21 protein-coding genes are annotated in these 21,873 nt (G+C 68.1%); 13 read left to right on the plus strand and 8 right to left on the minus strand.

Features of this window, described 5'->3' with window-relative positions; genetic code table 11:
* Nucleotides 1–66: 66 nt before the first annotated feature.
* Complete coding sequence (locus AC1DYK_RS22160; RefSeq protein ID WP_478168282.1) at nt 67–993, minus strand: LysR family transcriptional regulator; 927 nt, start codon at nt 991–993, stop codon at nt 67–69.
* Between the two features lie 99 nt (nt 994–1,092).
* Between AC1DYK_RS22160 and AC1DYK_RS22165 the strand changes: the two genes are divergently transcribed.
* Nucleotides 1,093–2,097, plus strand: a complete 1,005-nt coding sequence (locus AC1DYK_RS22165; RefSeq protein WP_478168283.1) for a zinc-dependent alcohol dehydrogenase family protein — start codon at nt 1,093–1,095, stop codon at nt 2,095–2,097.
* Between the two features lie 10 nt (nt 2,098–2,107).
* On the opposite strand, the gene AC1DYK_RS22170 is transcribed toward AC1DYK_RS22165, so the two are convergent.
* On the minus strand, nt 2,108–2,875 hold the full coding sequence (locus tag AC1DYK_RS22170) for a pseudouridine synthase (protein WP_478168284.1): 768 nt from the start codon (nt 2,873–2,875) through the stop codon (nt 2,108–2,110).
* Between the two features lie 234 nt (nt 2,876–3,109).
* Between AC1DYK_RS22170 and AC1DYK_RS22175 the strand changes: the two genes are divergently transcribed.
* Nucleotides 3,110–3,373, plus strand: a complete 264-nt coding sequence (locus AC1DYK_RS22175) for a hypothetical protein (protein WP_478168285.1) — start codon at nt 3,110–3,112, stop codon at nt 3,371–3,373.
* A gap of 125 nt (nt 3,374–3,498) precedes the next feature.
* Nucleotides 3,499–4,461 carry a Bug family tripartite tricarboxylate transporter substrate binding protein gene (locus AC1DYK_RS22180; RefSeq protein ID WP_478168286.1) on the plus strand — a complete coding sequence of 321 codons (963 nt, stop codon included), beginning with the start codon at nt 3,499–3,501 and terminating at the stop codon, nt 4,459–4,461.
* 124 nt (nt 4,462–4,585) lie between these two features.
* Here AC1DYK_RS22180 and AC1DYK_RS22185 read toward each other — a convergent pair whose 3' ends face one another.
* Entirely contained in the window at nt 4,586–5,344 is a 759-nt protein-coding gene (locus tag AC1DYK_RS22185; RefSeq protein ID WP_478168287.1) for an SDR family NAD(P)-dependent oxidoreductase, read from the minus strand.
* A 117-nt stretch (nt 5,345–5,461) separates the two neighbouring features.
* Here AC1DYK_RS22185 and AC1DYK_RS22190 point away from each other — a divergent pair, with 117 nt between their 5' ends.
* On the plus strand, nt 5,462–6,091 hold the full coding sequence (locus tag AC1DYK_RS22190) for an SOS response-associated peptidase family protein (protein WP_478168288.1): 630 nt from the start codon (nt 5,462–5,464) through the stop codon (nt 6,089–6,091).
* Between the two features lie 110 nt (nt 6,092–6,201).
* Here AC1DYK_RS22190 and AC1DYK_RS22195 read toward each other — a convergent pair whose 3' ends face one another.
* Together AC1DYK_RS22195 and AC1DYK_RS22200 are read right to left on the minus strand one after the other, a co-directional pair.
* Nucleotides 6,202–7,188, minus strand: a complete 987-nt coding sequence (locus tag AC1DYK_RS22195; protein ID WP_478168289.1) for a helix-turn-helix transcriptional regulator — start codon at nt 7,186–7,188, stop codon at nt 6,202–6,204.
* A 74-nt stretch (nt 7,189–7,262) separates the two neighbouring features.
* Nucleotides 7,263–8,003 carry a Crp/Fnr family transcriptional regulator gene (locus AC1DYK_RS22200; RefSeq protein WP_478168290.1) on the minus strand — a complete coding sequence of 247 codons (741 nt, stop codon included), beginning with the start codon at nt 8,001–8,003 and terminating at the stop codon, nt 7,263–7,265.
* A gap of 84 nt (nt 8,004–8,087) precedes the next feature.
* On the opposite strand from AC1DYK_RS22200, the gene AC1DYK_RS22205 reads away from it, so the two are divergent.
* The 8 genes from AC1DYK_RS22205 (at nt 8,088) to AC1DYK_RS22240 (ending at nt 17,817) form a co-directional block, all read left to right on the plus strand.
* A complete protein-coding gene (locus tag AC1DYK_RS22205; RefSeq protein WP_478168291.1) occupies nt 8,088–10,031 on the plus strand; it encodes an AMP-dependent synthetase/ligase in 1,944 nt (647 codons plus the stop codon).
* The gene (locus AC1DYK_RS22210) at nt 10,028–10,813 is read left to right on the plus strand and encodes an ABC transporter ATP-binding protein (protein WP_478168292.1); all 786 of its coding nucleotides are present in this window, start codon (nt 10,028–10,030) and stop codon (nt 10,811–10,813) included. Before AC1DYK_RS22205 ends, AC1DYK_RS22210 begins: the two co-directional genes overlap by 4 nt.
* A gap of 2 nt (nt 10,814–10,815) precedes the next feature.
* Nucleotides 10,816–11,745, plus strand: coding sequence for a branched-chain amino acid ABC transporter permease (locus AC1DYK_RS22215; protein ID WP_478168293.1), 930 nt, complete (start codon nt 10,816–10,818; stop codon nt 11,743–11,745).
* 11 nt (nt 11,746–11,756) lie between these two features.
* Nucleotides 11,757–12,821 carry a branched-chain amino acid ABC transporter permease gene (locus tag AC1DYK_RS22220; RefSeq protein WP_478168294.1) on the plus strand — a complete coding sequence of 355 codons (1,065 nt, stop codon included), beginning with the start codon at nt 11,757–11,759 and terminating at the stop codon, nt 12,819–12,821.
* A 46-nt stretch (nt 12,822–12,867) separates the two neighbouring features.
* Nucleotides 12,868–14,193: an ABC transporter substrate-binding protein gene (locus AC1DYK_RS22225; protein ID WP_478168295.1), complete on the plus strand. Its 1,326-nt coding sequence runs from the start codon at nt 12,868–12,870 to the stop codon at nt 14,191–14,193.
* Nucleotides 14,194–14,346: 153 nt separating this feature from the next.
* Nucleotides 14,347–15,183: an ABC transporter ATP-binding protein gene (locus AC1DYK_RS22230; protein ID WP_478088437.1), complete on the plus strand. Its 837-nt coding sequence runs from the start codon at nt 14,347–14,349 to the stop codon at nt 15,181–15,183.
* Nucleotides 15,184–15,235: 52 nt separating this feature from the next.
* Nucleotides 15,236–16,483 carry a phenylacetate--CoA ligase family protein gene (locus tag AC1DYK_RS22235; RefSeq protein WP_478168296.1) on the plus strand — a complete coding sequence of 416 codons (1,248 nt, stop codon included), beginning with the start codon at nt 15,236–15,238 and terminating at the stop codon, nt 16,481–16,483.
* A 38-nt stretch (nt 16,484–16,521) separates the two neighbouring features.
* The gene (locus tag AC1DYK_RS22240) at nt 16,522–17,817 is read left to right on the plus strand and encodes an acetyl-CoA hydrolase/transferase family protein (protein ID WP_478168297.1); all 1,296 of its coding nucleotides are present in this window, start codon (nt 16,522–16,524) and stop codon (nt 17,815–17,817) included.
* Between the two features lie 41 nt (nt 17,818–17,858).
* Here the strand turns inward: AC1DYK_RS22240 and AC1DYK_RS22245 are convergent, their stop codons facing one another.
* The 3 genes from AC1DYK_RS22245 to AC1DYK_RS22255 all read right to left on the minus strand — a co-directional run bounded on the left by AC1DYK_RS22245 (nt 17,859) and on the right by AC1DYK_RS22255 (nt 20,598).
* Nucleotides 17,859–18,299, minus strand: coding sequence for a CBS domain-containing protein (locus tag AC1DYK_RS22245; RefSeq protein ID WP_478168298.1), 441 nt, complete (start codon nt 18,297–18,299; stop codon nt 17,859–17,861).
* A gap of 81 nt (nt 18,300–18,380) precedes the next feature.
* The gene (locus AC1DYK_RS22250; protein ID WP_478168299.1) at nt 18,381–19,121 is read right to left on the minus strand and encodes an SIR2 family NAD-dependent protein deacylase; all 741 of its coding nucleotides are present in this window, start codon (nt 19,119–19,121) and stop codon (nt 18,381–18,383) included.
* A gap of 16 nt (nt 19,122–19,137) precedes the next feature.
* Nucleotides 19,138–20,598, minus strand: coding sequence for an NAD-dependent succinate-semialdehyde dehydrogenase (locus AC1DYK_RS22255; protein ID WP_478168300.1), 1,461 nt, complete (start codon nt 20,596–20,598; stop codon nt 19,138–19,140).
* A 187-nt stretch (nt 20,599–20,785) separates the two neighbouring features.
* Here AC1DYK_RS22255 and AC1DYK_RS22260 point away from each other — a divergent pair, with 187 nt between their 5' ends.
* Nucleotides 20,786–21,763: a tripartite tricarboxylate transporter substrate-binding protein gene (locus AC1DYK_RS22260; protein ID WP_478168301.1), complete on the plus strand. Its 978-nt coding sequence runs from the start codon at nt 20,786–20,788 to the stop codon at nt 21,761–21,763.
* Nucleotides 21,764–21,873: the final 110 nt, after the last annotated feature.

Raw genomic sequence — 21,873 nt, forward strand, 5'->3', positions numbered from 1 at the left:
GTCGAGACTACGCCTGATTTCTTAGGCATGCATGAGGGCTAGCTTCCATCCGAATGCCACAGGCTTTCAAGGCAGCGCAAGCAACGGCGGCAGCCGCTCGGCGAGCGTGTCGATGACCACCCGCGTCTTCTGCGGCAACGCGCGCGCCTGCGGCCACACGGCATTCAGTTCGTAGCCATAGGGCTGCGCCTCCTCGAAGACACGGACCAGCGCACCGGCGGCCAGTGCCTCGGCGGCCAGCCAGATCGGCAGGCGCGCCAGCCCCACACCATCGATGGCGGCCATGGCACTGACTTCCAGGCTGTCGCAGCTGAAGGGGAAGCGGGCCGGCACCTCGAACTCGACGATGCGGCCCTGCGCGTCGTGGAAGCGCCAGGGATGCGGCCAGCCCTCCCGCGCATAGCCGACGAAGCTGTGCGCCGACGCGCTGGCCACCAGTTCCGCGAAGCCTGAGGGACGGCCGTGCTTCGCGAGATAGCCCGGTGCCGCATAGATGCCGATCCACTGCCGGCCCAGCAGCCGCGCCGACAGCGTGGCGCTGTCGCCCAGCGGGCCGCTGCGGATCGCCAGGTCCATGCCTTCCTCGACCAGATCGACGCGGCGGTCGCTGAACGACACGTCAAACGCCAGCTCCGGATGCTGCCGGCCCAGTTCGAGCAGCAGCGGTGCGATGCGGGCCCGGCCGATCAGCGCCGGCATGGTGATGCGAACGCGCCCCTTCGGCGTCCGCCGACCGGCCTCGACCGCCGCATCGGCCGCATCGAGCTCGGCCAGCGCGCGGCGGCAGCGCTCGTAGTAGGCCTGGCCGTCTTCGGTGAGGCTCTGGCTGCGCGTGGTGCGGTGGAACAGCCGTGTGCCCAGCCGCGCTTCGAGCCGCGCCACGCTCTTGCCCACCGCGGAACGGGTCAGGTGCAGGCGCTCGGCTGCCAGCGCGAAATTGCCGGCATCGACTGCCGCCACGAAGGCCTCGACGCCATTCAGACGTTCACTCATTGGTTCCCTTTAGTCCCCATTCAATAGAAAAAATGGCGTCACTGCGGAGCACAGAGATTCAATAGCATGAGCTTTTCATTGCTCCACTGCAAGCAACACATGACAAACACCCTGCGCCGCTGGCACATCACCGACTTCGGCCGACAGCATCTTCACTATGCCGAAGGCGACATCCCGCAGCCCGGACCGGGACAGGTCCTGGTCCAGGTCGAAGCCGCCTCCCTCAACTACCGCGACCTGATGCTCGTGGACAACGCCTACGGCTTGACGCCGCCGCTGCCGTTCACGCCCGCCTCGGACATGGCCGGCACGGTGCTCACAGTGGGGGCCGGCGTCACGCCATGGAAAGGCGGTGAACGCGTGATCAGCACCTTCGTCGGCGGCTGGCTGGACGGCACTTCACCCGTCGACGCCACCCCGATGGGCGGCCCCGGCCCGGGCATGCTGGCGTCGCACGTGCTGCTGGACGCACGCTGGGTCGTGGCCGCGCCTGCGACGCTCGGCGCGGCGCAGGCCTCGACCCTGCCCTGCGCCGCCCTCACGGCCTGGTTCGCTCTGGTGGAGACCGGCGCATTGCACGCCGGGCAGACCGTGCTGATCCACGGCACGGGCGGCGTGGCGCTGTTCGGCCTGCAGTTCGCGCGCATGCACGGCGCGCAGGCGATCGTGGTGTCGGGCAGCGCGGCCAAGCGGCAGAAGGCGCTCGCGCTGGGCGCCGCCCATGCCCTGGCGCGCGACGGCGACTGGCCGGCCGAAGTGCGCCGGCTGACCGACGGCCGCGGCGCGGAACATGTGCTGGAGCTGGTCGGCGGCGCCAACCTCGGGCGTTCGCTGGAAGCCGTGGCGCAGGAAGGCCGGATTTCGGTGATCGGCGTGCTGGAAGGCGGCGGGATGAGCGGCTCGGCCTTTCACGCGATCCGCAGCCGCGCCGTGATCCAGGGCATCAGCGTGGGTCATGCGCGCGCGCTCGAACGGATGGTGCGTGCCGTCGACCTGAACCGACTCGAACCCGTGATCGCCGCGGAATACGACATCCAGGATGTGCCGGCCGCCTTCGCGCACCTGGCGCAGGGCGCGTTCGGCAAGGTGGTCGTGCGCTTTTGAGCCCCCGCGCTCAGAACTTCTCGCCAACGCCCAGGTAGCGCCACTGCCCGACCGGCAGGTTGCCCAGCACCACGTGGCCGATGCGGATGCGCTTCAGGCCCACGACCTTGAGCCCGACCTGCTCGCACATGCGGCGGATCTGGCGCTTCTTGCCTTCGGTCAGCACGAAGCGCAACTGCTCGGGGTTCTGCCAGTCGACCTTGGCCGGCTTCAGTGGCTGGCCGTCCAGGCTCAGGCCGTGGCGCAGCCGGGCCAGTTCCTCGCGCGGAAAGGCGGCTTGCGAGTTCTGCGCCACCGGGCCGTAGGAGACCCGCACCAGGTATTCCTTCTCGATGCCCGAGTCCTCTCCGATCAGCTGACGCGCCACCCGGCCATCCTGCGTCAGCACCAGCAGGCCGACCGAGTCGATGTCGAGCCGGCCGGCGGGCGCCAGGCCGCGAAGCTGCGGCGGCGAGAAGCGGTTGCGGCTCGGGTCCTCGCGCCAGTGGGTGCGCGGGTTGATCAGCACGATCGCCGGCTCGTGGCCGTCCTCGGCCTGGCCGCTGACGTAGCCCATCGGCTTGTGCAGCAGGATCGTGACCTGCTGCTGTTGCTGGTTCTGCGCCTTCTTGTCGACTTCGATGCGGTCGGCGGGCAGCACCTTGACGCCCATTTCGGCCACCTGGCCATTGACCTTGACCCAGCCCTGGGCGATCCAGTCGTCGGCCTCGCGGCGCGAACACAGGCCCAGCTCGGCCATGCGCTTGTTGAGACGGGAGGGTGCGGGGATATCGGGCATGGGGACGTCTGGCTGGGGTTCGGATCGCGCTTCCCGCGGAAACGGCAGGCTCGGCGGAGCATTCTCCGCCATTCGCGCGGTCCGGGCGGACCGGCGACAGCGCCCTCGGCGCCGTGCGTTTTTCACGCAAGCCGCGACTGTTGCAACCGGGGGCGCCGCGGCGTGAATTCCTTGCTGTGCGGGCGCGCATCGGGTGCGTACAACCGGTCCCATGAACTGAGCAAGGGGCGCACCATGGACACCGATGCCATCGCACTGATCGTCGACGAACCGATCGCCGGCCATTTCTACTGGGTGCTGCAGAAGCAGGACGGCGGCGACTGCCGGCCGATCGACGCCGCCGAGGGCCCGATGCCCACCTACGGCGCGGCCATGATGGCCGGGATCGCGGCGCTGCAGCGGCGCGCCGATGCGCGCGGGCCCGACGCGCGCGACCTCCCGATCGTCACCGCCTACGTGGACCCGCGAGAGGATTTCGGGCCGCCCGCGATCCACTGACGCGGCTCGAACTCTCGGTTCGAGACGGCGGGCATCTCCAATCGCGAGCCCTGGGCACCTCTCGTTGGGGCACACTCCCGGCGCATGTGCGCCGCACCGCGGTGCCCGAACGACGAGACTCCCCGATGATCCGAAAGCTGCTCACCATCGCCGCCCTGGCGCTGGCATTCACCGCCGCGCAGGCCCAGCCCTACCCCGCCAAGCCGGTGCGCCTGATCGTGCCCTTCCCGCCCGGCGGCGGCACCGACATCCTGTCGCGGCTGGTCGCCAACAAGCTCACCGAGACCAGCAAGTGGACCGTGGTGCCCGACAACCGCGCCGGTGCCGGCGGCACCATCGGCATTGCCGAGGCGGTGCGTGCGGCGCCCACCGGCTACGACATGGTGATGGGCCAGAAGGACAACATGGTGGTCGCGCCCTGGCTCTACAAGAACCTCAGCTACGACCCGACCAAGGACCTGACGGCCGTGGCGCACGTGGCCTACACGCCGGTGGTGATCGTCACCCGCAGCGAGTCGAAGTTCAAGACGCTGGCCGACGTCGTCGCCGCCGCGCGCGCGGCACCCGACTCGATCACCTACGGCTCGCCCGGCAACGGCACCACCATCCACCTGGCCGGCGAGATCTTCAAGACCGCCGCCGGCATCAAGATGCGCCACGTGCCCTACAAGGGCTCCAACGCCGCGATGATGGACGTGCTGGCCGGCAACGTCGACCTGATGGTGTCGTCGCTGCCTTCGGCCATGGGGCAGATCAAGTCGGGCAAGCTGCGGCCGCTGGCCGTGACCTCGGCGCGCCGCAGCAGCTCGCTGCCCGAAGTGCCCACGGTGGCCGAGCTGGGCTACAAGGACTTCGACGTCAGCACCTGGTATGGCCTCTTCATGCCCGCGGGCACGCCGAAGGACATCGTCGCCACCGTCAACGCCGAGGTCAACAAGCTGCTCGCGACCCCCGAAATGAAGGCCGCGATCGTGGCCCAGGGCGCCGAGCCGCAGGCGATGACACCGGAACAGCTCGAAGCCCTGCTCAAGACCGACTACCAGAAGTGGCGCGGCATCGTGCAGGCCTCTGGAGCGGTCATCGAGTAACACCCCCAGGTTGGCTCACTGCGTGTAGCCGCCCACCCCCTTGCAGGGGGCAACACCAGCGGCCTGGCAGAGCCAGATCCGCGGTGTTCCACGAAGGGGCCTGGCTGCGCCGGCCGGGGCGGGGTCAGTCCCGAATATCTGCGACGGGGTTGGTGCCGAAGTCGGGGCGTTGCAGGAATTTGAGGATCTTGGCGGCCGCCGACGCGGGCGTGTCGAGCAGGCCGTCGGCCTTGAGTTTCTCGAAGCGCACGCGGTCCGGGAACATCTCGGCCTCGCTCTCGCGCAGGGCGACCTGCATGTCGGTGTCGATGATGCCGGGCGCCAGCGACACGATGCGCGCGCCGCGGGTCGCCGCCTTCTCCTCGAGCGCCACGGCACGCGAGAAGTGGTCCATGCCGGCCTTGGCCGCGCAATAGGGCGCCTGGCTGCCCATCGCGTTGCGGCCCAGGCCGGACGAGATATTGAGCACCTTGCGGTCGGCGCGCCAGGTCTTGGTCGCGCCAAGGAAAGCAGACGCCAGCAGCATGGGCGCCTCCAGCCCGACGCGCAGCGCCTGCGCGAGCTCGCCCGCCACCGCCTCCGACAGCGGGCGCGGGCGGCCGACCGTGCCGGCGTTGTTGATCAGGGTGGCGCTGTCGAAGGCGCCGGCCTCGAGCCCTTGCAGCCAGGCGGCCAGCCGCGCCGCGGCCGGCACCGGGTCGCAGAGGTCCAGTTGCCACTGTTCGAGTTCGGCGCCGGCTTCGCGGGCGCGGGCGGCGAGTTGCTCATCGCTCTGGCGGGAAATGCACAGCAGGCGCTGGCCCGGTTGCAGCAGCTGCTCGGCCATGGCGCGGCCGAGGCCGCGGGAAGCGCCGGTGATGATGGTGAGGCGGGATGAAATCATGGTGGTTTCGTGGATTTTCGTGAGCTAAGGCGCGCCGGCGGCTGTTGCGCCCTTCCCGGCCCTTCCAATGGTATCGGCGGCTGACTAGAATCGGCCCGCCTCCACACCCTCTCGGTCATGCCCACCCACTACCAAGCGGCAAGCGAGCCGAGCCACTTCGCCAAGCGCTTCGGTCTCGCTTGCAGTCCGGAGGCCTCGCTGATCCGCCCGGGCCAGCAGGGTTGGTTCGTGCGGCGCCCTCGCGCCGACGGCACGGCAAAGAACCCCTTGGCCGGCTTCGAGATCGCCCCCGGACGCTGGGGCCTGATCCCGCTGTTCAGCAAGGACGGCCAGGATCTCCACACCCACGAGGCGCGCAGCGAGACCGCCTTCGCCGAGCGCAATTTCTACCAGCCCTGGAAGCGCGGCCATCGCTGCGTGATCCTCGCCGATGCCGTGTTTCAGGCCGGTGACAGCGACGACTCGATCGTGCGCGTGTCGCGCATCGACGGCCAGCCGCTCGCGCTGGCCGGCCTCTGGAACGGCTGGCGCTCGCCGGCCGGCGAGTGCGTCGAGAGCTTCGCGCTCCTGACTTTCGGCTTGCCAGGCCATCCAGAGCAGCGCCGCACCGCCATCCTGCGGGATGCCTGGATCGACGACTGGCTGCATTGCCCGGTGGAGGAAACCGCGGCCTACCTGCGCCCCTACATCGACGAGAAGCTGGCGCGGGACACGCTGCCGGTCGACGTCGCGGGCTTGCCGCTCTAGGCCGGCGCCGGGCCGCCAGCGCGGCGAAGTCCGCGCTTCGCGTGGACGGGCGGCCTGCTGCGACCCCCCTCGGGGGGCAGCGACCCACACGCAGTGGGGGAGCGTGGGGGCTAATCCGCCAAGCGCAGCGCCTCGATCAGTCCGGCGATGTTGCCGACCTCGAGCTTCTCGTAGATCGCCTGGATCTGGTTGCGCACGGTGGCCGGCGAACGGGTCAGCGTCTGCGCGATCTCCTTGTGGGTATCGCCCTTGGCGATCAGCTTGGCGATGGTGAACTCGCGTGCGGTCAGGCCGTCGGCGCGGCAGCGCGGCCGGGCCTTGAGGAACAGCAGCTGCTGTTCGATGCGCGCGTCCACCACCAACGCGCGGCCGCGAAAGCGCTCGCCGTTCTGCTGGAAATGGGCCGACAGCTCGGCCGGCAGCCGGCGCTCCTGCCAATCGTCCCATTCCTCGCCCGCGAGCGCCGCGAAGCGCGCATCGACGTGGTAGACGACGCCGCGCAGATCGGCGATCGCGCTGCCGCGGGCCACTGCGCCCGGCTCCACCGGACTGAGGCGCTCCAGGTGCATCTTGCGGTTGATCGCCAGCGCCTCCATCACGTGGGGCGCCAGCAGCTCGAGCCGGGCGATCTCCTCGGGCGTGTAGCCGGCATCGCGGTCGGCCCGATAGAGCAGGATCCAGTGGGCGAATCGGGTCGACGGGTCGATGACCGTGGTCGCCAGCATGTTCTCGATCTCGAAGCGCCGCATGACGTCGCGGATCTCGCGCTGGCCAGGCTCGCAGAACCAGCTGTCGAGGCTGAAGCCGCGCGTCGCCCGCGGCTGGGCGAACATGCCCGCGACCGCCGTGTCCAGGTGCTTCACCGGCTCGTAGGCCGTCAGCATGTCGGGCGATTTGTTGTGCAGGTGCACGGTGTGGATATCGGGTCCGTCCTGCGAGGGGGCCGCGGTGCCCCATAGCGAGGAGTCGAAAGGCAGCACCCCCTTGACGAGATCGAGCGCCGCATCCTGGAAGTCGGCGATCGGCAGCTCCTGGGCCATGCGGTAGAGCCGCAGGAGCAATTGGCTGTAGCGCTGCAATTCGTCAAGTGTTTCCATCTGTGCGTGTTGTTGTGGTTGGAAATGTTGCGGGTGGATTGTCCATGCCGGCCGGCAGGCACGCTCGGGCTGGGCTAAGGCACGCCCATCCCTGCGGTCCCGCTCGCGCGCAGCGCCGCCAGGTCGAGCACGCGCAGCCCGCCATACTCGACCCGGATGGCGCCCTGCGCCTGCAGCGTGCGCAAGGCCTCGTTGACCCGCTGGCGCGACAGCCCGATCAGGTAGGCCAGCTCCTGCTGCGTGATGCGCAGCAGCTCGCCCACGCCGGGAAACAGCACCGGGTTGAACAGCGCCGCGAGATTGCGCGCCACGCGCGCGTCGGGGTCGTTGAGGCGATCGGTCTCGCGCGCCGCGATGAACTGGGCCAGCCGCTCGTTGAGCTGGTTCATCACGAAGCGGTTGAAGCCGATCGAGTGGTCGAGCAGCCAGTGGAAATCATCGATCGGCAAACCCGCCACCACGCTGTGCCGCAGCGCCTGGACGTTGTAGCGGTAGGGCTCGCGCTTGAGCACCGTGCCCTCGCCGAACCAGCCGCCCGGCGGCAGGCCGCTGTACGTCATCGAGGTGCCGTCGGCGTTGTCGTTGCTCATCTTGAGCAGGCCCGCGACGACGCCGAACCAGTAGGTCGGCGGCCGGCCGATGCGGCAGACGAGGTCGCCCGGCTCGGCATCGCTGACCACCACGGCCGCCTCGGCGCGGCGGCGCTCGGCGGGCGTGAGCGGGTGCATCCAGGGGATGTTGTCGAGCTCGCCGCCGCTGGCCGGGCGCACCCGGTCACGGATCGAGGAAGTGCCGCTGTCAGTGCCGACGTGCATCGGGAAACTCCGGAGAGTGTTGTCCCTAGGATTGTCGTTGAAACGACAAGTTGGCGTCAAAGTTGGTCCTAAAGTCCGCCCATCGTGCAGACCACCGCCACCACTTTTCCTCGCCTTCTGCTGAGCCATGCCGCGCAGCAGCCCGACGCACCCGCCGTGCGCGAGAAGGATCTCGGCATCTGGCAGACCTGGAGTTGGGGGGCCGCGGCGCGCGAGGTGCGCGAGCTGGCCTGCGGCCTCGCCAGCCTGGGCTTCAAGGCCGGCGACAACCTCGCGATCGTCGGCGCCAACCGGCCGCATCTCTACCTCGCGGTGGTCGCGGCGCAATGCCTGCGCGGCGTGCCGGTGCCGCTCTACCAGGACGCGGTGGCCGCCGAGATGGTCTTCATGCTGCAGGACGCAGCGATCGAGTTCGTGATCGCCGAGGACCAGGAGCAGGTCGACAAGCTGCTCGAATGCCGCGAGACCGCACCGGCGATCCGCCACATCATCTACGACGATCCGCGCGGCCTGCGCCACTACGACCAGCCGGGCGTCCTGGGCTACGAGCAGCTGTGCGAACTGGGCCGGGCCTGGGACGCGGCGCATCCGGGCTTCTTCGAGCAGAGCGTGGCGAGCGGCGAGCCCGGCGACGTCGCCGTGATCCTCTACACCTCGGGGACCACCGGGCGGCCCAAGGGCGTGTGCCAGACCCATTCGAGCTTCATCGCGGCGGGTCGTGGCGGCGTCGAGACCGACAAGCTGGGCCCCGGCGACAACATCATGAGCTACCTGCCGATGGCCTGGGTCGGCGACCACCTGTTCTCGGTGGCGCAGTGGCTGGTCGGCGGCTTCACGCTCAACTGTCCCGAGTCGGCCGAGACCGTGATGAACGACATGCGCGAGATCGGGCCGAGCTACTACTTCGGCCCGCCGCGCACCTTCGAGGGCCTGCTGACGGCCGTGTCGATCCGCATGGAGGACGCCGCCGCGCCCAAGCGCTGGCTGTACGCGAAGTTCATGGCGCTGGCGCGGCGCGTGGGCGCCGACATCCTCAACGGCGCGCCGGTCGGCTTCGGCGACCGCGTGCTGTACGGACTCGGCAACCTGATGGTCTACGGGCCGCTGCGCAACGTGCTGGGCATGAGCCGCATCCGCGTGGCCTACACCGCGGGCGCGGCGATCGGCCCCGACCTGTTCCGTTTCTACCGCTCGATCGGCGTCAACCTGAAGCAGTTCTACGGCCAGACCGAGACCTGCGCCTACGTCTGCCTCCAGCAGGACGGCAAGGTCAAGCTGCAGACCGTGGGCAGCGCGGCGCCCGGCATCGAGCTGCGCATCGCCGACGACGGCGAGGTGCTGGTGCGCGGCGTGTCGGTGCTGAAGGAATACTACAAGCGGCCCGACGCGACCGCCGAGGTGCTCGATGCCGACGGCTACTTCCACACCGGCGACGCCGGCGTGCTCGATGCCGAAGGGCATCTGCGCATCATCGACCGGGCCAAGGACGTGGGCCGGATGCGCGGCGGCGCGATGTTCGCGCCCAACTACATCGAGAACAAGCTCAAGTTCTTCCCGCAGATCAAGGAAGCGGTGTGCTTCGGCGACCAGCGCCAGGAAGTCTGCGCCTTCATCAACATCGACTTCGAGGCGGTGGGCAACTGGGCCGAGCGGCGCGGACTGGCCTACGGCGGCTACGTCGACCTCGCGGGCAAGCCCGAAGTGCTGACGCTGGTGGCCGAGTGCATCGCCCAGGTCAACGCCGACCTGGCGAGCGAGGAAGGCATGGACGACACGCAGATCGCGCGCTTCCTGGTGCTGCACAAGGAACTCGACCCGGACGACGACGAACTCACGCGCACGCGCAAGGTGCGGCGCGGCTTCATCGCCGACAAGTATGCGGTGCTGGTCGAGGCGCTGTATGCCGGCAAGACGGAGCAGTTCATCCAGACGCAGGTCAAGTTCGAGGACGGCCGCACCGGCGCGGTCAGCGCGACCTTGAAGATCGTCGAGGCCAAGCGCTTCCCCCCCATGAAGGCAGCGGCATGAACGGCAGGAAAGTCGGCGAGGTCATCCTCGATGTGCAGAACATTTCCCTGAGCTTCGGCGGCGTGAAGGCGCTGACCGACATCAGCTTCGACGTCCGCGAGCACGAGGTGCGCGCGATCATCGGGCCCAACGGCGCCGGCAAGAGCTCGATGCTCAACTGCATCAACGGCGTCTACCAGCCGCAGCAGGGCCAGATCACTTTCCGCGGCCAGCACTTCAGGCACATGAACTCGCGCCAGGTGGCCGAGATGGGCGTGGCGCGCACCTTCCAGAATCTGGCGCTGTTCAAAGGCATGAGCGTGCTCGACAACATCATGACCGGGCGCAACCTCAAGATGAAGAGCGGACTGCTGGCCCAGGCGCTGCGCTGGGGGCCGGCTCAGCGCGAGGAGATCGCGCAGCGCGAGTTCGTCGAACGCATCATCGACTTCCTCGAGATCCAGCTGCATCGCAAGACGCCCGTGGGCCGCCTTCCCTACGGCCTGCAGAAGCGCGTCGACCTCGGCCGCGCGCTGGCGATGGAGCCGCAGGTGCTGCTGCTCGACGAGCCGATGGCCGGCATGAACGTGGAGGAGAAGCAGGACATGAGCCGCTTCATCCTCGACGTCAACGACGAGTTCGGGACCACCATCGTGCTGATCGAGCACGACATGGGCGTGGTGATGGACATCTCGGACCGCGTGGTGGTGCTGGACTACGGCAAGAAGATCGGCGACGGCACGCCCGACGAGGTTCGCAACAACGAGGACGTGATTCGCGCGTACCTGGGCACGGAGCACTGACGATGGGCTTTTTCCTTGAAACCCTGTTCGGCGGCCTGATGGCCGGCATGCTCTACGCCCTGGTGGCGATCGGCTTCGTGCTGATCTTCAAGGCCTCGGGCGTCTTCAACTTCGCGCAGGGCGCGATGGTGCTGTTCGCGGCGCTCACGATGGCCCGCTTCGCCGAATGGATCCCGCGCTGGACTGGCCTCGAGAACATGCTGCTGGTCAATCTGCTGGCGGCCTGCGTGGCGGCCGCGGCGATGGTCGTCGTGGCCTGGCTGGTCGAGCGGCTGGTGCTGCGCCACCTGGTGAACCAGGAAGGCATCACGCTGCTGATGGCGACGCTGGGCATCAGCTACTTCCTCGACGGCGCCGGCCAGTTGCTGTTCGGCAGCAGCACCTACAAGATCGACGTCGGCATGCCGAAGGACCCGATGATCGTGCTGGAAGACACCTTCCAGGGCGGCCTGCTGCTGAGCAAGGAAGACCTCTACGCCGCGGGCATGGCGGCGGTGCTGGTGGTGCTGCTGTCGCTGTTCTTCCAGAAGACCAAGACCGGCCGGGCCCTGCGTGCGGTGGCCGACGATCACCAGGCCGCGCAGTCGATCGGCATTCCGCTGTCGCGCATCTGGGTGATCGTGTGGTCGGTCGGCGGCCTGGTCGCGCTGGTGGCCGGGATCATCTGGGGCTCCAAGCTCGGCGTGCAGTATTCGATCTCGCTGGTGGCGCTCAAGGCCTTTCCGGTGGTGATCCTCGGCGGCCTGACCTCGGTGCCGGGCGCCATCCTCGGCGGGCTCATCATCGGCGTCGGCGAGAAGCTGTCCGAGATCTACATCGGGCCGATGGTCGGTGGCGGGATCGAGAACTGGTTCGCCTACGTGCTGGCATTGGCTTTCCTGCTGGTCCGCCCGCAGGGTTTGTTCGGCGACAAGATCATCGACCGCGTCTAGGGCTCAAGAACATGTTCTATCGCGAAAACGGTCAGTTCAAGACCAGCTACCAAAGCGACCTGCAGATCTTCCCGGTCGCGCAGGACCGCATCGCGCTCGCCCTGTTTGCACTGGTGGCTTTCGTCGCCGTGCCGATGCTGGCCAGCGACTACCTGTTCCGGGCCGTGCTGGTGCCCTTCCTGATCCTGTCGCTGGCGGCCATCGGGCTCAACGTGCTGGTCGGCTACTGCGGACAGATCTCGCTCGGCACCGGGGCCTTCATGGCGGTCGGGGCCTATGCGGCCTACAACCTGAACGTGCGCATCGAGGGCATGCCCCTGCTGCTGTCGCTGATCGGCGGCGGGCTCTGCGCGATGGTCTTCGGCATCCTGTTCGGCATTCCGAGCCTGCGCATCCGCGGGCTCTATCTGGCGGTGGCGACGCTGGCGGCGCAGTTCTTCGTCGACTGGTTCACCAACCGCGTGGCCTGGGTCACGAACGGCTCCTCCTCGGGCTCCGTCAGCATCTCGGCCCTGAGCCTGTTCGGCCTTCCGCTCGACACGCCGGCGCGCAAGTACCTGCTGTGCCTCTCGCTCCTGGTGCTGCTCGGGCTCGCGGCCAAGAACCTGGTGCGCGGCGCCATCGGCCGCGAATGGATGGCGATGCGCGACATGGACGTGGCGGCCGCGGTGATCGGCATCCGCCCGGTCTACGCCAAGCTCAGCGCCTTCGCGGTGAGTTCCTTCATCGTCGGCGTGGCCGGCGCGCTGTGGGGATTCGTGCACCTGGGGTCCTGGGAGCCGGCGGCCTTCGGCATCGACAAGTCCTTCCAGCTGCTGTTCATGGTGATCATCGGCGGGCTCGGATCGATCGTCGGCGCGGTGTTCGGCGCCGCCTTCATCGTGCTGCTGCCGCTGTTCCTGAACCTGGTGCCGCACTGGCTCGGCCTGTCGATCTCGACCGGTACCGCCTCCTTTCTCGAACACATGATCTTCGGCGCGCTGATCGTCTTCTTCCTGATCGTCGAGCCGCATGGCCTGGCGCAGCTGTGGTCCACCGCACGGCAGAAGCTGCGCCTGTGGCCCTTCCCCCATTGACCGCATCGATTCCGCACCCCGTCCATTCAACAACAGGAGACAACGCATGAAGTTCCAGTCCATTGCCCTCGCGGCGGCCATCGCGGCTGCCGGGCTGTCGTCCGCGATGCTGCCGACGCCCGCCCAGGCCCAGGCGGCGGGCGAGCAGTTCATTCCGCTCTTGGTCTACCGCACCGGCCAGTTCGCGCCGCTGGGCATCCCCTGGGCCGACGGCAAGCAGGACTACCTGAAGCTGGTGAATGCGCGCGACGGCGGCGTCAACGGCGTCAAGCTGGCGTACGAGGAATGCGAGACCGCCTACGACGCCGCCAAGGGCGTCGAGTGCTACGACCGGCTGAAGGCCAAGGGCACCGGCGCCTCGGGCTTCGACCCCCAATCGACCGGCATCACCTTCGCGGTCACCGACAAGGCCTTCAACGACAAGGTCTCGATCGAGACCATGGGCTACGGGCTCTCGCAGTCGGTCGACGGCACGGTGTTCGAATGGAACTTCCCGCTCCTGGGCACCTACTGGACCGCCACCGACGTGATCCTGCAGGACATCGCCAAGAAGGAGAAGGGCAGCCTCAAGGGCAAGAAGATCGCGCTGGTCTATCACGACTCGCCGTACGGCAAGGAGCCGATCCTGCTGCTGCAGAAGCTGGCGGCGCAGGACGGTTTCGAGCTGTCGCTGTTCCCGGTCACGCCGCCCGGCGTCGAGCAGAAGTCGACCTGGCTGCAGATCCGCCAGCAGCGCCCCGACTACGTGCTGTTCTGGAGCGCGGGCGTGATGACGCCCGCCGGCATCCGCGAGGCACAGGCCAGCGGCTTTCCGCGCGAGAAGATGTACTCGGTCTGGTGGGCCGGCTCCGACCACGACGTGAAGGACATCGGCGCGGGCGCCAAGGGCTACAACACGGTGACGATCCACAACAGCGCGTCGCGCGACAAGGTGCACGACGACCTGAAGAAGTTCGTCTACGACAAGGGCCAGGGCTCGGCGCCGAGCACCAGCGAGATCGGCGTGATGGCGCACACCCGGGGCATGATGATCGCGATGCTGCAGGTCGAGGCGATCCGCGCCGCGCAGGAGAAGTTCGGCAAGGGCAAGGCGCTGACGTCCGAGCAGGTGCGCTGGGGCTACGAGAACCTCGACCTGACGGCCGACAAGCTCAAGGCGCTTGGCTTCGGCGAGATCATGCGGCCGGTCAAGACCTCCTGCAGCAACCACATGGGCACCGACTGGGCCCGCGTCGCGCAATGGGACGGATCGAAGTGGATGGTGCAGCCCGACTGGTACCAGGCACGCAAGGCCAACCTCGACCCGCTGGTGGCGGAGTACTCGGCCAAGTACGCCAAAGACAAAAACATCAAGCCGCGTTCCTGTTCATGACCACCCCCGTTGCTTGCTCACTTCGTGTAGCAGCCTCCCCCCTCGAGGGGGCAACACCAGCGGCCCGGCAAAGCCGGTTCCGCGGTGTTCCCCGAACGGGCATCGCTTCGCTTGCCGTCCTCAAGCCTTCATGATCTCCGGACAACGTCATCCATGACCAGCGTCACCGCATCCACCCCTTCCGCAGCGCCGCCGCTGCTGGACGTCAATGGCATCGAGGTCATCTACAACCATGTGATCCTGGTGCTCAAGGGCGTCTCGCTCACGGTGCCCGAGGGCGGCATCGTCGCGCTGCTGGGCGGCAACGGCGCCGGCAAGACGACCACGCTGCGCGCCGTATCGAATCTGCTGGCGGGCGAACGCGGTGCGGTGACCAAGGGCACGATCCAGCTGCGCGGCGAGCGCATCGAGGCGCTCTCGCCCGCGGAGCTGGTGAAGCGCGGCCTGGTCCAGGTGATGGAGGGGCGCCACTGCTTCGCCCACCTGACGATCGAGGACAACCTGATGACCGGCGCCTACACGCGCAGCGACGGCAAGGCCGCGATCGCGCAGACGCTGGAAAAGGTCTACGCCTACTTTCCGCGCCTGAAGACGCGGCGCACCTCGCAGGCGGCCTACACCTCGGGCGGCGAGCAGCAGATGTGCGCCATCGGCCGCGCGCTGATGGCGAACCCGAACATGGTGCTGCTCGACGAACCCTCGATGGGGCTGGCGCCGCAGATCGTCGACGAGGTGTTCGGCATCGTGAAGGACCTGAACGAGAAGGAAGGCGTGACCTTCCTGCTGGCCGAGCAGAACACCAACATGGCGCTGCGCTATGCCGACTACGGCTACATCCTGGAGAACGGCCGCATCGTGATGGACGGCGAGGCGAAGAGCCTGCGCGAGAACGAGGACGTCAAGGAGTTCTATCTCGGCGTCGGCGGCGCGGACCGCAAGAGCTTCCGCGACGTGAAGAGCTACAAGCGCAGAAAGCGGTGGCTGGCATGAATGTGGCTCGCCACGAATGGGGCAGTGACTTGTTGGATGGGAGCCAACGGCGATGACCGACTACTACGACGCGCTCGAAGCGCGCGACCCCGACGAGCGCGAGCGCGACCTGCTCTCGTCGCTGCCCAAGCAGATCCTGCAGGCACAGACGGCGACCGCGGCCTTCGCGAAGATCCTCGACGGCGTGAAGCCGGCCGAGGTCACGAGCCGTGCCGCGCTGGCGAAGCTGCCGGTGACGCGCAAGTCCGAACTGCTGGCACTGCAGAAGGAGCGCCGCGCGAGCGACCCCTTCGGCGGCTTCTCGGCGATCCGCTTCGGGTCGCGCATGACGCGCGTGTTCGCGAGCCCCGGCACGATCTACGAACCCGAGGGCGAGGCGAGAGACTACTGGCGTACCGCGCGCGCGCTGTACGCGGCGGGCTTCCGCGGCGGCGAGCTGGTGCACAACAGCTTCAGCTACCACATGACCCCCGCCGGCTCGATCATGGAAAGCGGCGCGCACGCGCTCGGCTGCACCGTGTTCGCGGGCGGCACCGGGCAGACCGAGCAGCAGGTGGAGGCGATCGCCGAACTGCGGCCCGCGGGCTACATCGGCACGCCGAGCTTTCTGAAGATCCTGATCGAGAAAGCGGCCGAGAAGAACCTCGCCCTGCCCTCGCTCACCAAGGCGCTGGTGTCGGGCGAAGCCTTCCCGCCAAGCCTGCGCGACTGGATCGCCGAGCGGGGCGTGGCCGGCATGCAGTGCTACGCAAGCGCCGACCTGGGCCTCATCGCCTACGAGACCAGCGCCCGGGAAGGCCTGGTGCTCGACGAAGGCGTGGTCGTCGAGATCGTGCGGCCGGGCACCGGCGATCCGGTGCCGCAAGGAGAGGTCGGCGAAATCGTCGTCACCTCCCTGAATCCCGACTACCCGCTGATCCGCTTCGGCACCGGCGATCTTTCCGCCGTGCTGCCCGGGCACTGCCCCACGGGCCGCACCAACGCACGCATCAAGGGCTGGCTCGGTCGGGCCGACCAGACCACCAAGGTGCGCGGCATGTTCGTTCATCCCGGCCAGGTGGCCGAGATCGCGCGACGCTTTCCCGAAGTGCAGCGGGCGCGGCTGGTGGTCGAGGGCGAGATGGCCGACGACCGCATGACGCTGAAGGTGGAGTGCCCCGCGGCCCCCGAAGGCTTGGCCGGGCGCATCGCCGAGGTGATCCGCGACGTCACCAAGCTGCGCGGCACCGTCGAGCTCGTGGCGCCCGGCAGCCTGCCGAACGACGGCAAGGTGATCGAAGACGCGCGCAGCTACCAATAAGAGGGCAAAGATGGCAAGCTGCCAGCAGGAGCACCGATATGACCATCCATGACCTGTACCAGCAGAAACTGGCGCCCGCCGCCGAGGCGATCCGCCACGTGCGCGACGGCGACCTGATCATCGTCCCCACCGGGGTCGGCGAGCCGCCCGCGCTGCTCACCGCCCTGTCCGAGCAGCGGCTCGACTTCCAGGACGTCAAGGTGGCGCAGATCCTCGCGATGCGCAAGTACGCCTACATTGACCCTGCAACCACGCAGCACGTCCGCCACGTCGCCCTGTTCTTCGGCGGCGCGACCCGCGCGGGCGGGCAGGAAGGCTGGATCGACTTCATTCCGAACTACTTCTCGGAGATCCCGGCGCAGATCGAGCGCGGGCAGATTCCCGCCGACGTGGTCTTCAGCATGGCCTCGCCGATGGACGCCCATGGCTACTTCGCGCTCAGCCTGGGGGCCGACTACACCATGGCGGCCGTCGCCCGGGCACGCGCGGTGGTGCTCGAGGTGAATCCCAACGTGCCCTTCGCGTACGGCAACTGCCACGTCCACATCTCGCAGGTCACGGCGCTGGTCGAAAGCAGCGACCCCGTGCTCGAGGTCGGACTGCCGAAGATCGGCCCCGTGCAGCAAGCCATCGGCAAGCATGTCGCCGACCTGATCGACGACGGCTCGACGTTGCAGATCGGCTACGGCGGCATCCCCGACGCCGTGGTCATGCAACTCACGGGCAAGCGCGACCTCGGCATCCACACCGAGATGCTCGGCGACGGCATCCTGAAGCTGATCGAATCGGGCGCCGTCACCAACCGCCGCAAGAACTACCTGCCCGGCAAGACGGTGGCCACCTTCGCGCTCGGCTCGAACAAGCTGTACCGTTTCATGGACCGCAATCCGGGGGTGGAGATCCACCCGGTCGACTTCACCAACGACCCGTCGCAGGCGGGCCGCAACGACAAGCTGATCGCCATCAACGCCACGCTGCAGATCGACCTGCTGGGGCAGTGCGGCTCGGAAAGCCTGGGCCATGCGCCCTTCTCCGGCACCGGCGGCCAGTCCGACTTCGTTCGCGCCGCCAACCGTTCGCGCGGCGGCAAGGCCTTCATCGTGCTGCCCTCGACCGCCAAGGGCGACACCCTCTCGCGGATCGTCCCCTCGCTCTCGCCCGGCACGCATGTCAGCACGAGCAAGAACGACATCAACTACGTCGTCACGGAATACGGCGTCGCCCAGCTGCGCGGCAAGTCGGCGAAGCAGCGGGCGCAGGAACTGATCGCGATCGCCCATCCGGACTTCCGCGCCGAACTGACCGAACAGGCCAGGCGTTCGAAGCTGCTTTGAGGCTCGGCCACGCGGAGGCCGGCCGTGGCCCCGGCGCAGGTTCAGCGACGATCGCCGGAGATGTAGTGCTGCAGCTGCTCGATGATGAAGGTCTGCTCTGAAATGATGCTCTTGACCAGATCCCCGATCGAGATCAGTCCGACCAGCTTGCCGTTGTCGATGACCGGCAGGTGGCGGATGCGGCTCTGGGTCATCAGCGCCATGCAGTCCTCCGTGGTCTGGTCCGGCCGCACGTAGATCACGGCCGGCGTCATGACATCGCGCAACGGCGTGTCCCTGGACGAACGGGCCAGCAGCACGACCTTGCGCGCGTAGTCGCGCTCGGTCACCATGCCGACGATCCGTTCGCCCTCCATCACGAGAAGCGCACCGACGTTCTTCTCCGCCATCAACGCGACCGCTTCGAACACAGATGCCGAAGGCGCGATCGAATACACGGTCGCATCGCCCTTGGACATGAGAATTTCCGCCACAGTTTTCATGTGTGCATTCTGCGCGGGCCGGGCAGTCGCCACAAGCCGGCGCGAGATACCCGCGCCGGCCGCAACAACATCGACACACCCTCAGGCCGGGCCGGGAAGGCGCCCGACCCCCTCGACCAGCAGCGGCAGCAATTCTTCCGCCTTGCCGTGCAGCACCGCGGTCGCCGAATGGTCGAGCGCCAGCGGCTCGGCGTTGAGCGTGATGAGCTGGCCGCCGTTCACCAGCGCCTGCTGCGGAAGATCCGCGGCGGGGTAGACCACCGCCGTGCTGCCGACCAGCAGGAAGACGTCCGATTCCTGCGCGGCGAGCTGGGCGTCGAGCAGCACCCCCTTGTTCAGCATCTCGCCGAACATCACCACGTCCGGACGCGCGCGCCGGCCGCAGCGGATGCAGCGGTGGAAAAGCCAGGGGCCGCGACGGTTGCCGCAGTGGTCGCAGCGCCAGCGCCGAAGCGAGCCGTGCAGCTCGAGCACGTCGGCGGCGCCTGCGCGGGTCAGGAGGCCGTCCACGTTCTGGGTCACGAGCCGGGTCGAGGGCCGCAGCCGCTGCAGGTGCGCCAGCGCGAGATGCCCGGGATTGGGCCGTGCCTCCTCGACCGCAAGAAGGCGCTGGGCCCAGAAGCGGGTGAAGCCCGCGGGGTCCCGCTCCAGATCCTCCGCATGGGAGAAGCGCACCGCCTCCTGGTTCATCCAGAGGCCGTCGGCATCGCGGTAGGTCGGAATGCCGGAGGCCTTGGACAGGCCGGCCCCCGAGAAAACCACGATGCGCCGGGCCGAGCGCAGCAGTTCGCCGGCGAGCTCGAGCGCGATGCCTTCAGTCATTCGAGCCGCGGTCCATCTACTTGTCGAGCCCCGCCAGGCAGACGTACTTGATCTCGAGGAAGTCGTCGAGGCCGTACTTCGAGCCCTCGCGGCCCAGGCCCGATTGCTTGACCCCGCCGAAGGGCGCCTCGGCGGTCGAGATCAGGCCGGTGTTGACGCCGACGATGCCGCATTCGAGCGCCTCGGCGACGCGCATGATGCGGCCGATGTCGCGGCTGTAGAAGTAGGAGGCGAGCCCGAATTCGGTGGCGTTGGCCAGCGCGATCGCCTCGTCCTCGGTGTCGAAGGCGAAGACCGGCGCCAGCGGCCCGAAGGTCTCCTCGCGCGCCACCAACATGTCGGCGGTGGCGCCGCCGATCACGGTCGGCTGGTAGAAGCGGCCGCCCAGCGCATGGCGCTTGCCGCCGGCCAGCACCTGGCCGCCCTTGGCGAGCGCGTCGGCCACGTGCTCCTCGATCTTGGCCACCGCCTTGTCGTCGATCAGCGGCCCCTGCGTGACGCCCGGCTCGGTGCCGTCGCCGACCTTGAGTGCGTTCACCTTTGTCACCAGCTTGCGCGTGAAGGTCTCCAGCACGCCGCGCTGCACGTAGATGCGGTTGGCGCAGACGCAGGTCTGGCCGGTGTTGCGGTACTTGGAGACCATCGCGCCCTCGACCGCCGCGTCGACGTCGGCATCGTCGAAGACGATGAAGGGCGCATTGCCGCCGAGCTCCAGCGAGAGCTTCTTGATCGTGTCGGCCGACTGCTTCATCAGCGTGCGGCCGACCTCGGTCGAGCCGGTGAACGTGAGCTTGCGCACGATCGGGCTGCGCGTCATCTCGCCGCCGATCTTCGAGGCCGAGCCGGTCAGCACCGACAACAGCCCCTTGGGCACGCCCGCGCGGTCGGCCAGCTCGGCGAAGGCCAGCGCCGAGAACGGCGTCTGGGTCGCCGGCTTGACCACCATCGCGCAGCCGGCGGCCAGTGCCGGGCCGGCCTTGCGCGTCAGCATCGCGGTCGGGAAGTTCCAGGGCGTGATCGCCGCCGTGACCCCGACCGGCTGCTTGAGCGCCAGGATGCGGCGGTCGGACTGCGGCGCCGGGATGGTGTCGCCGTACACCCGGCGCGCCTCCTCGGCGAACCATTCGATGAACGACGCCGCGTAGGCGATCTCGCCCTTGCTCTCGGCCAGCGGCTTGCCCTGCTCGGTGGTCATGATCAGCGCCAGGTCGTCCTGGTTGGCGAGCATCAGGTCGTTGAGCTTGCGCAGGATGGCCGAGCGCTCCTTGGCCGGGCGCCTGGCCCAGGCGCGCTGCGCGACTTCGGCGGCGGCGATGGCGCGCACGGTCTCGGCGGTGCCGCACATCGGCACGCTGCCGATGTCCTGGCCGTTGGCGGGGTTGCTCACGGGAATGGTCTGGTGGTCGTCCGCATCGACCCATTCGCCCGCGATGAAAACCTGCTGGCGCAGCAGGCTCGGATCCTTCAGTTTCAACATGGCTTCGCACTCCAGCTCTGGCATGACAGGCAGGCACGATACCCGCGATGGCGCCGGCCCACAGCGGCGCGGCGGAAAATCACGGTTCGTGCGCATTCCTTGGCCTGGATCAGGACTTGGGGAAAATCAGCTTTCGTCAGGTTCTGGTCAGCCGATAAACTTGCGGCCTTCTCAAATTGGAGACAGCATGAAGAAACTGCTCGCTATCACGGCGATCGCCACCGCCGCCGTGGGCGTCCATGCCCAGGAATTCCCGGGCAGCAAGCCCATCAGCATCGTGGTGCCATTTTCCGCCGGCGGCCCGACCGACCGCGTCGCACGCGACCTCGCGGAAGCGTTGCGCAAGCCCCTGGGCGGCATCAGCATCGTGATCGACAACGTACCCGGCGCCGGCAGCTCGATCGGCGCGGCCAAGGTGGCGCGCGCCAACCCGGACGGCCACACCCTGCTCTTGAACCACATCGGCATGTCGACCATTCCGACGCTGGTGCGCAACGTGCCGTTCAAGGTCGAGACCGACTTCGAATACCTGGGCATCGTCAACGACGTGCCGATGACGCTGATCGCCAAACCGCAGATGGCGGCCAACAACTACAAGGAACTGAGCGCCTGGATCGCCGCCAACAAGGGCAAGATCAACCTCGGCAACGCCGGCGTCGGCTCGGCCTCGCACCTGTGCGGCCTGCTCTACCAGAGCGCGATGAAGACCGAGATGACGGCGGTGCCGTACAAGGGCACGGCGCCCGCGATCACCGACCTGATCGGCGGCCAGATCGACCTCCTGTGCGACCAGACCACCAATACCTCGCCGCAGATCGAGGCCAAGAAGGTCAAGGCCTATGCCGTGACCACGCCCAAGCGCCTGACGACGCCGCTGCTGAAGAACCTGCCGACGCTCCAGGAAGAGGGCCTGAAGGACTTCGAAGTGACGATCTGGCACGGCCTGTACGCCCCCAAGGGCACGCCGCCGGCCATCGCCAAGAAGCTCAACGACGCGCTCAAGGTCGCCCTCAAGGACCCCGAGTTCATCAAGAAGCAGGAAGGCCTGGGCGCCGTGGTGGCGAGCGATGGCCGCATCGAGCCTGAAGGCCACAAGAAGTTCGTGGCTGCCGAGATCGCGAAATGGAGCCCAATCATCAAGGCTGCGGGCGTCTACGCAGACTAGCTTTGGCTCGCCCCCAGGTTGTCCCGCACTTCGTGTCGGGACGCCCACCCCCTGCCGGGGGCGCAGTCAGCGGCCCGGCAAAGCCGGTTCCGCGACTGCTCACGAACAGG

This window comes from Variovorax sp. P2_H12, assembly GCF_056403395.1.

Coding starts and splice junctions, on each gene's coding strand:
- AC1DYK_RS22160 (WP_478168282.1), bottom strand. CDS start 993: ATGAGTGAACGTCTGAATGGCGTCGAGGCCTTCGTGGCGGCAGTCGAT.
- AC1DYK_RS22165 (WP_478168283.1), top strand. CDS start 1,093: ATGACAAACACCCTGCGCCGCTGGCACATCACCGACTTCGGCCGACAG.
- AC1DYK_RS22170 (WP_478168284.1), bottom strand. CDS start 2,875: ATGCCCGATATCCCCGCACCCTCCCGTCTCAACAAGCGCATGGCCGAG.
- AC1DYK_RS22175 (WP_478168285.1), top strand. CDS start 3,110: ATGGACACCGATGCCATCGCACTGATCGTCGACGAACCGATCGCCGGC.
- AC1DYK_RS22180 (WP_478168286.1), top strand. CDS start 3,499: ATGATCCGAAAGCTGCTCACCATCGCCGCCCTGGCGCTGGCATTCACC.
- AC1DYK_RS22185 (WP_478168287.1), bottom strand. CDS start 5,344: ATGATTTCATCCCGCCTCACCATCATCACCGGCGCTTCCCGCGGCCTC.
- AC1DYK_RS22190 (WP_478168288.1), top strand. CDS start 5,462: ATGCCCACCCACTACCAAGCGGCAAGCGAGCCGAGCCACTTCGCCAAG.
- AC1DYK_RS22195 (WP_478168289.1), bottom strand. CDS start 7,188: ATGGAAACACTTGACGAATTGCAGCGCTACAGCCAATTGCTCCTGCGG.
- AC1DYK_RS22200 (WP_478168290.1), bottom strand. CDS start 8,003: ATGCACGTCGGCACTGACAGCGGCACTTCCTCGATCCGTGACCGGGTG.
- AC1DYK_RS22210 (WP_478168292.1), top strand. CDS start 10,028: ATGAACGGCAGGAAAGTCGGCGAGGTCATCCTCGATGTGCAGAACATT.
- AC1DYK_RS22215 (WP_478168293.1), top strand. CDS start 10,816: ATGGGCTTTTTCCTTGAAACCCTGTTCGGCGGCCTGATGGCCGGCATG.
- AC1DYK_RS22220 (WP_478168294.1), top strand. CDS start 11,757: ATGTTCTATCGCGAAAACGGTCAGTTCAAGACCAGCTACCAAAGCGAC.
- AC1DYK_RS22225 (WP_478168295.1), top strand. CDS start 12,868: ATGAAGTTCCAGTCCATTGCCCTCGCGGCGGCCATCGCGGCTGCCGGG.
- AC1DYK_RS22230 (WP_478088437.1), top strand. CDS start 14,347: ATGACCAGCGTCACCGCATCCACCCCTTCCGCAGCGCCGCCGCTGCTG.
- AC1DYK_RS22235 (WP_478168296.1), top strand. CDS start 15,236: ATGACCGACTACTACGACGCGCTCGAAGCGCGCGACCCCGACGAGCGC.
- AC1DYK_RS22240 (WP_478168297.1), top strand. CDS start 16,522: ATGACCATCCATGACCTGTACCAGCAGAAACTGGCGCCCGCCGCCGAG.
- AC1DYK_RS22245 (WP_478168298.1), bottom strand. CDS start 18,299: ATGAAAACTGTGGCGGAAATTCTCATGTCCAAGGGCGATGCGACCGTG.
- AC1DYK_RS22250 (WP_478168299.1), bottom strand. CDS start 19,121: ATGACTGAAGGCATCGCGCTCGAGCTCGCCGGCGAACTGCTGCGCTCG.
- AC1DYK_RS22255 (WP_478168300.1), bottom strand. CDS start 20,598: ATGTTGAAACTGAAGGATCCGAGCCTGCTGCGCCAGCAGGTTTTCATC.
- AC1DYK_RS22260 (WP_478168301.1), top strand. CDS start 20,786: ATGAAGAAACTGCTCGCTATCACGGCGATCGCCACCGCCGCCGTGGGC.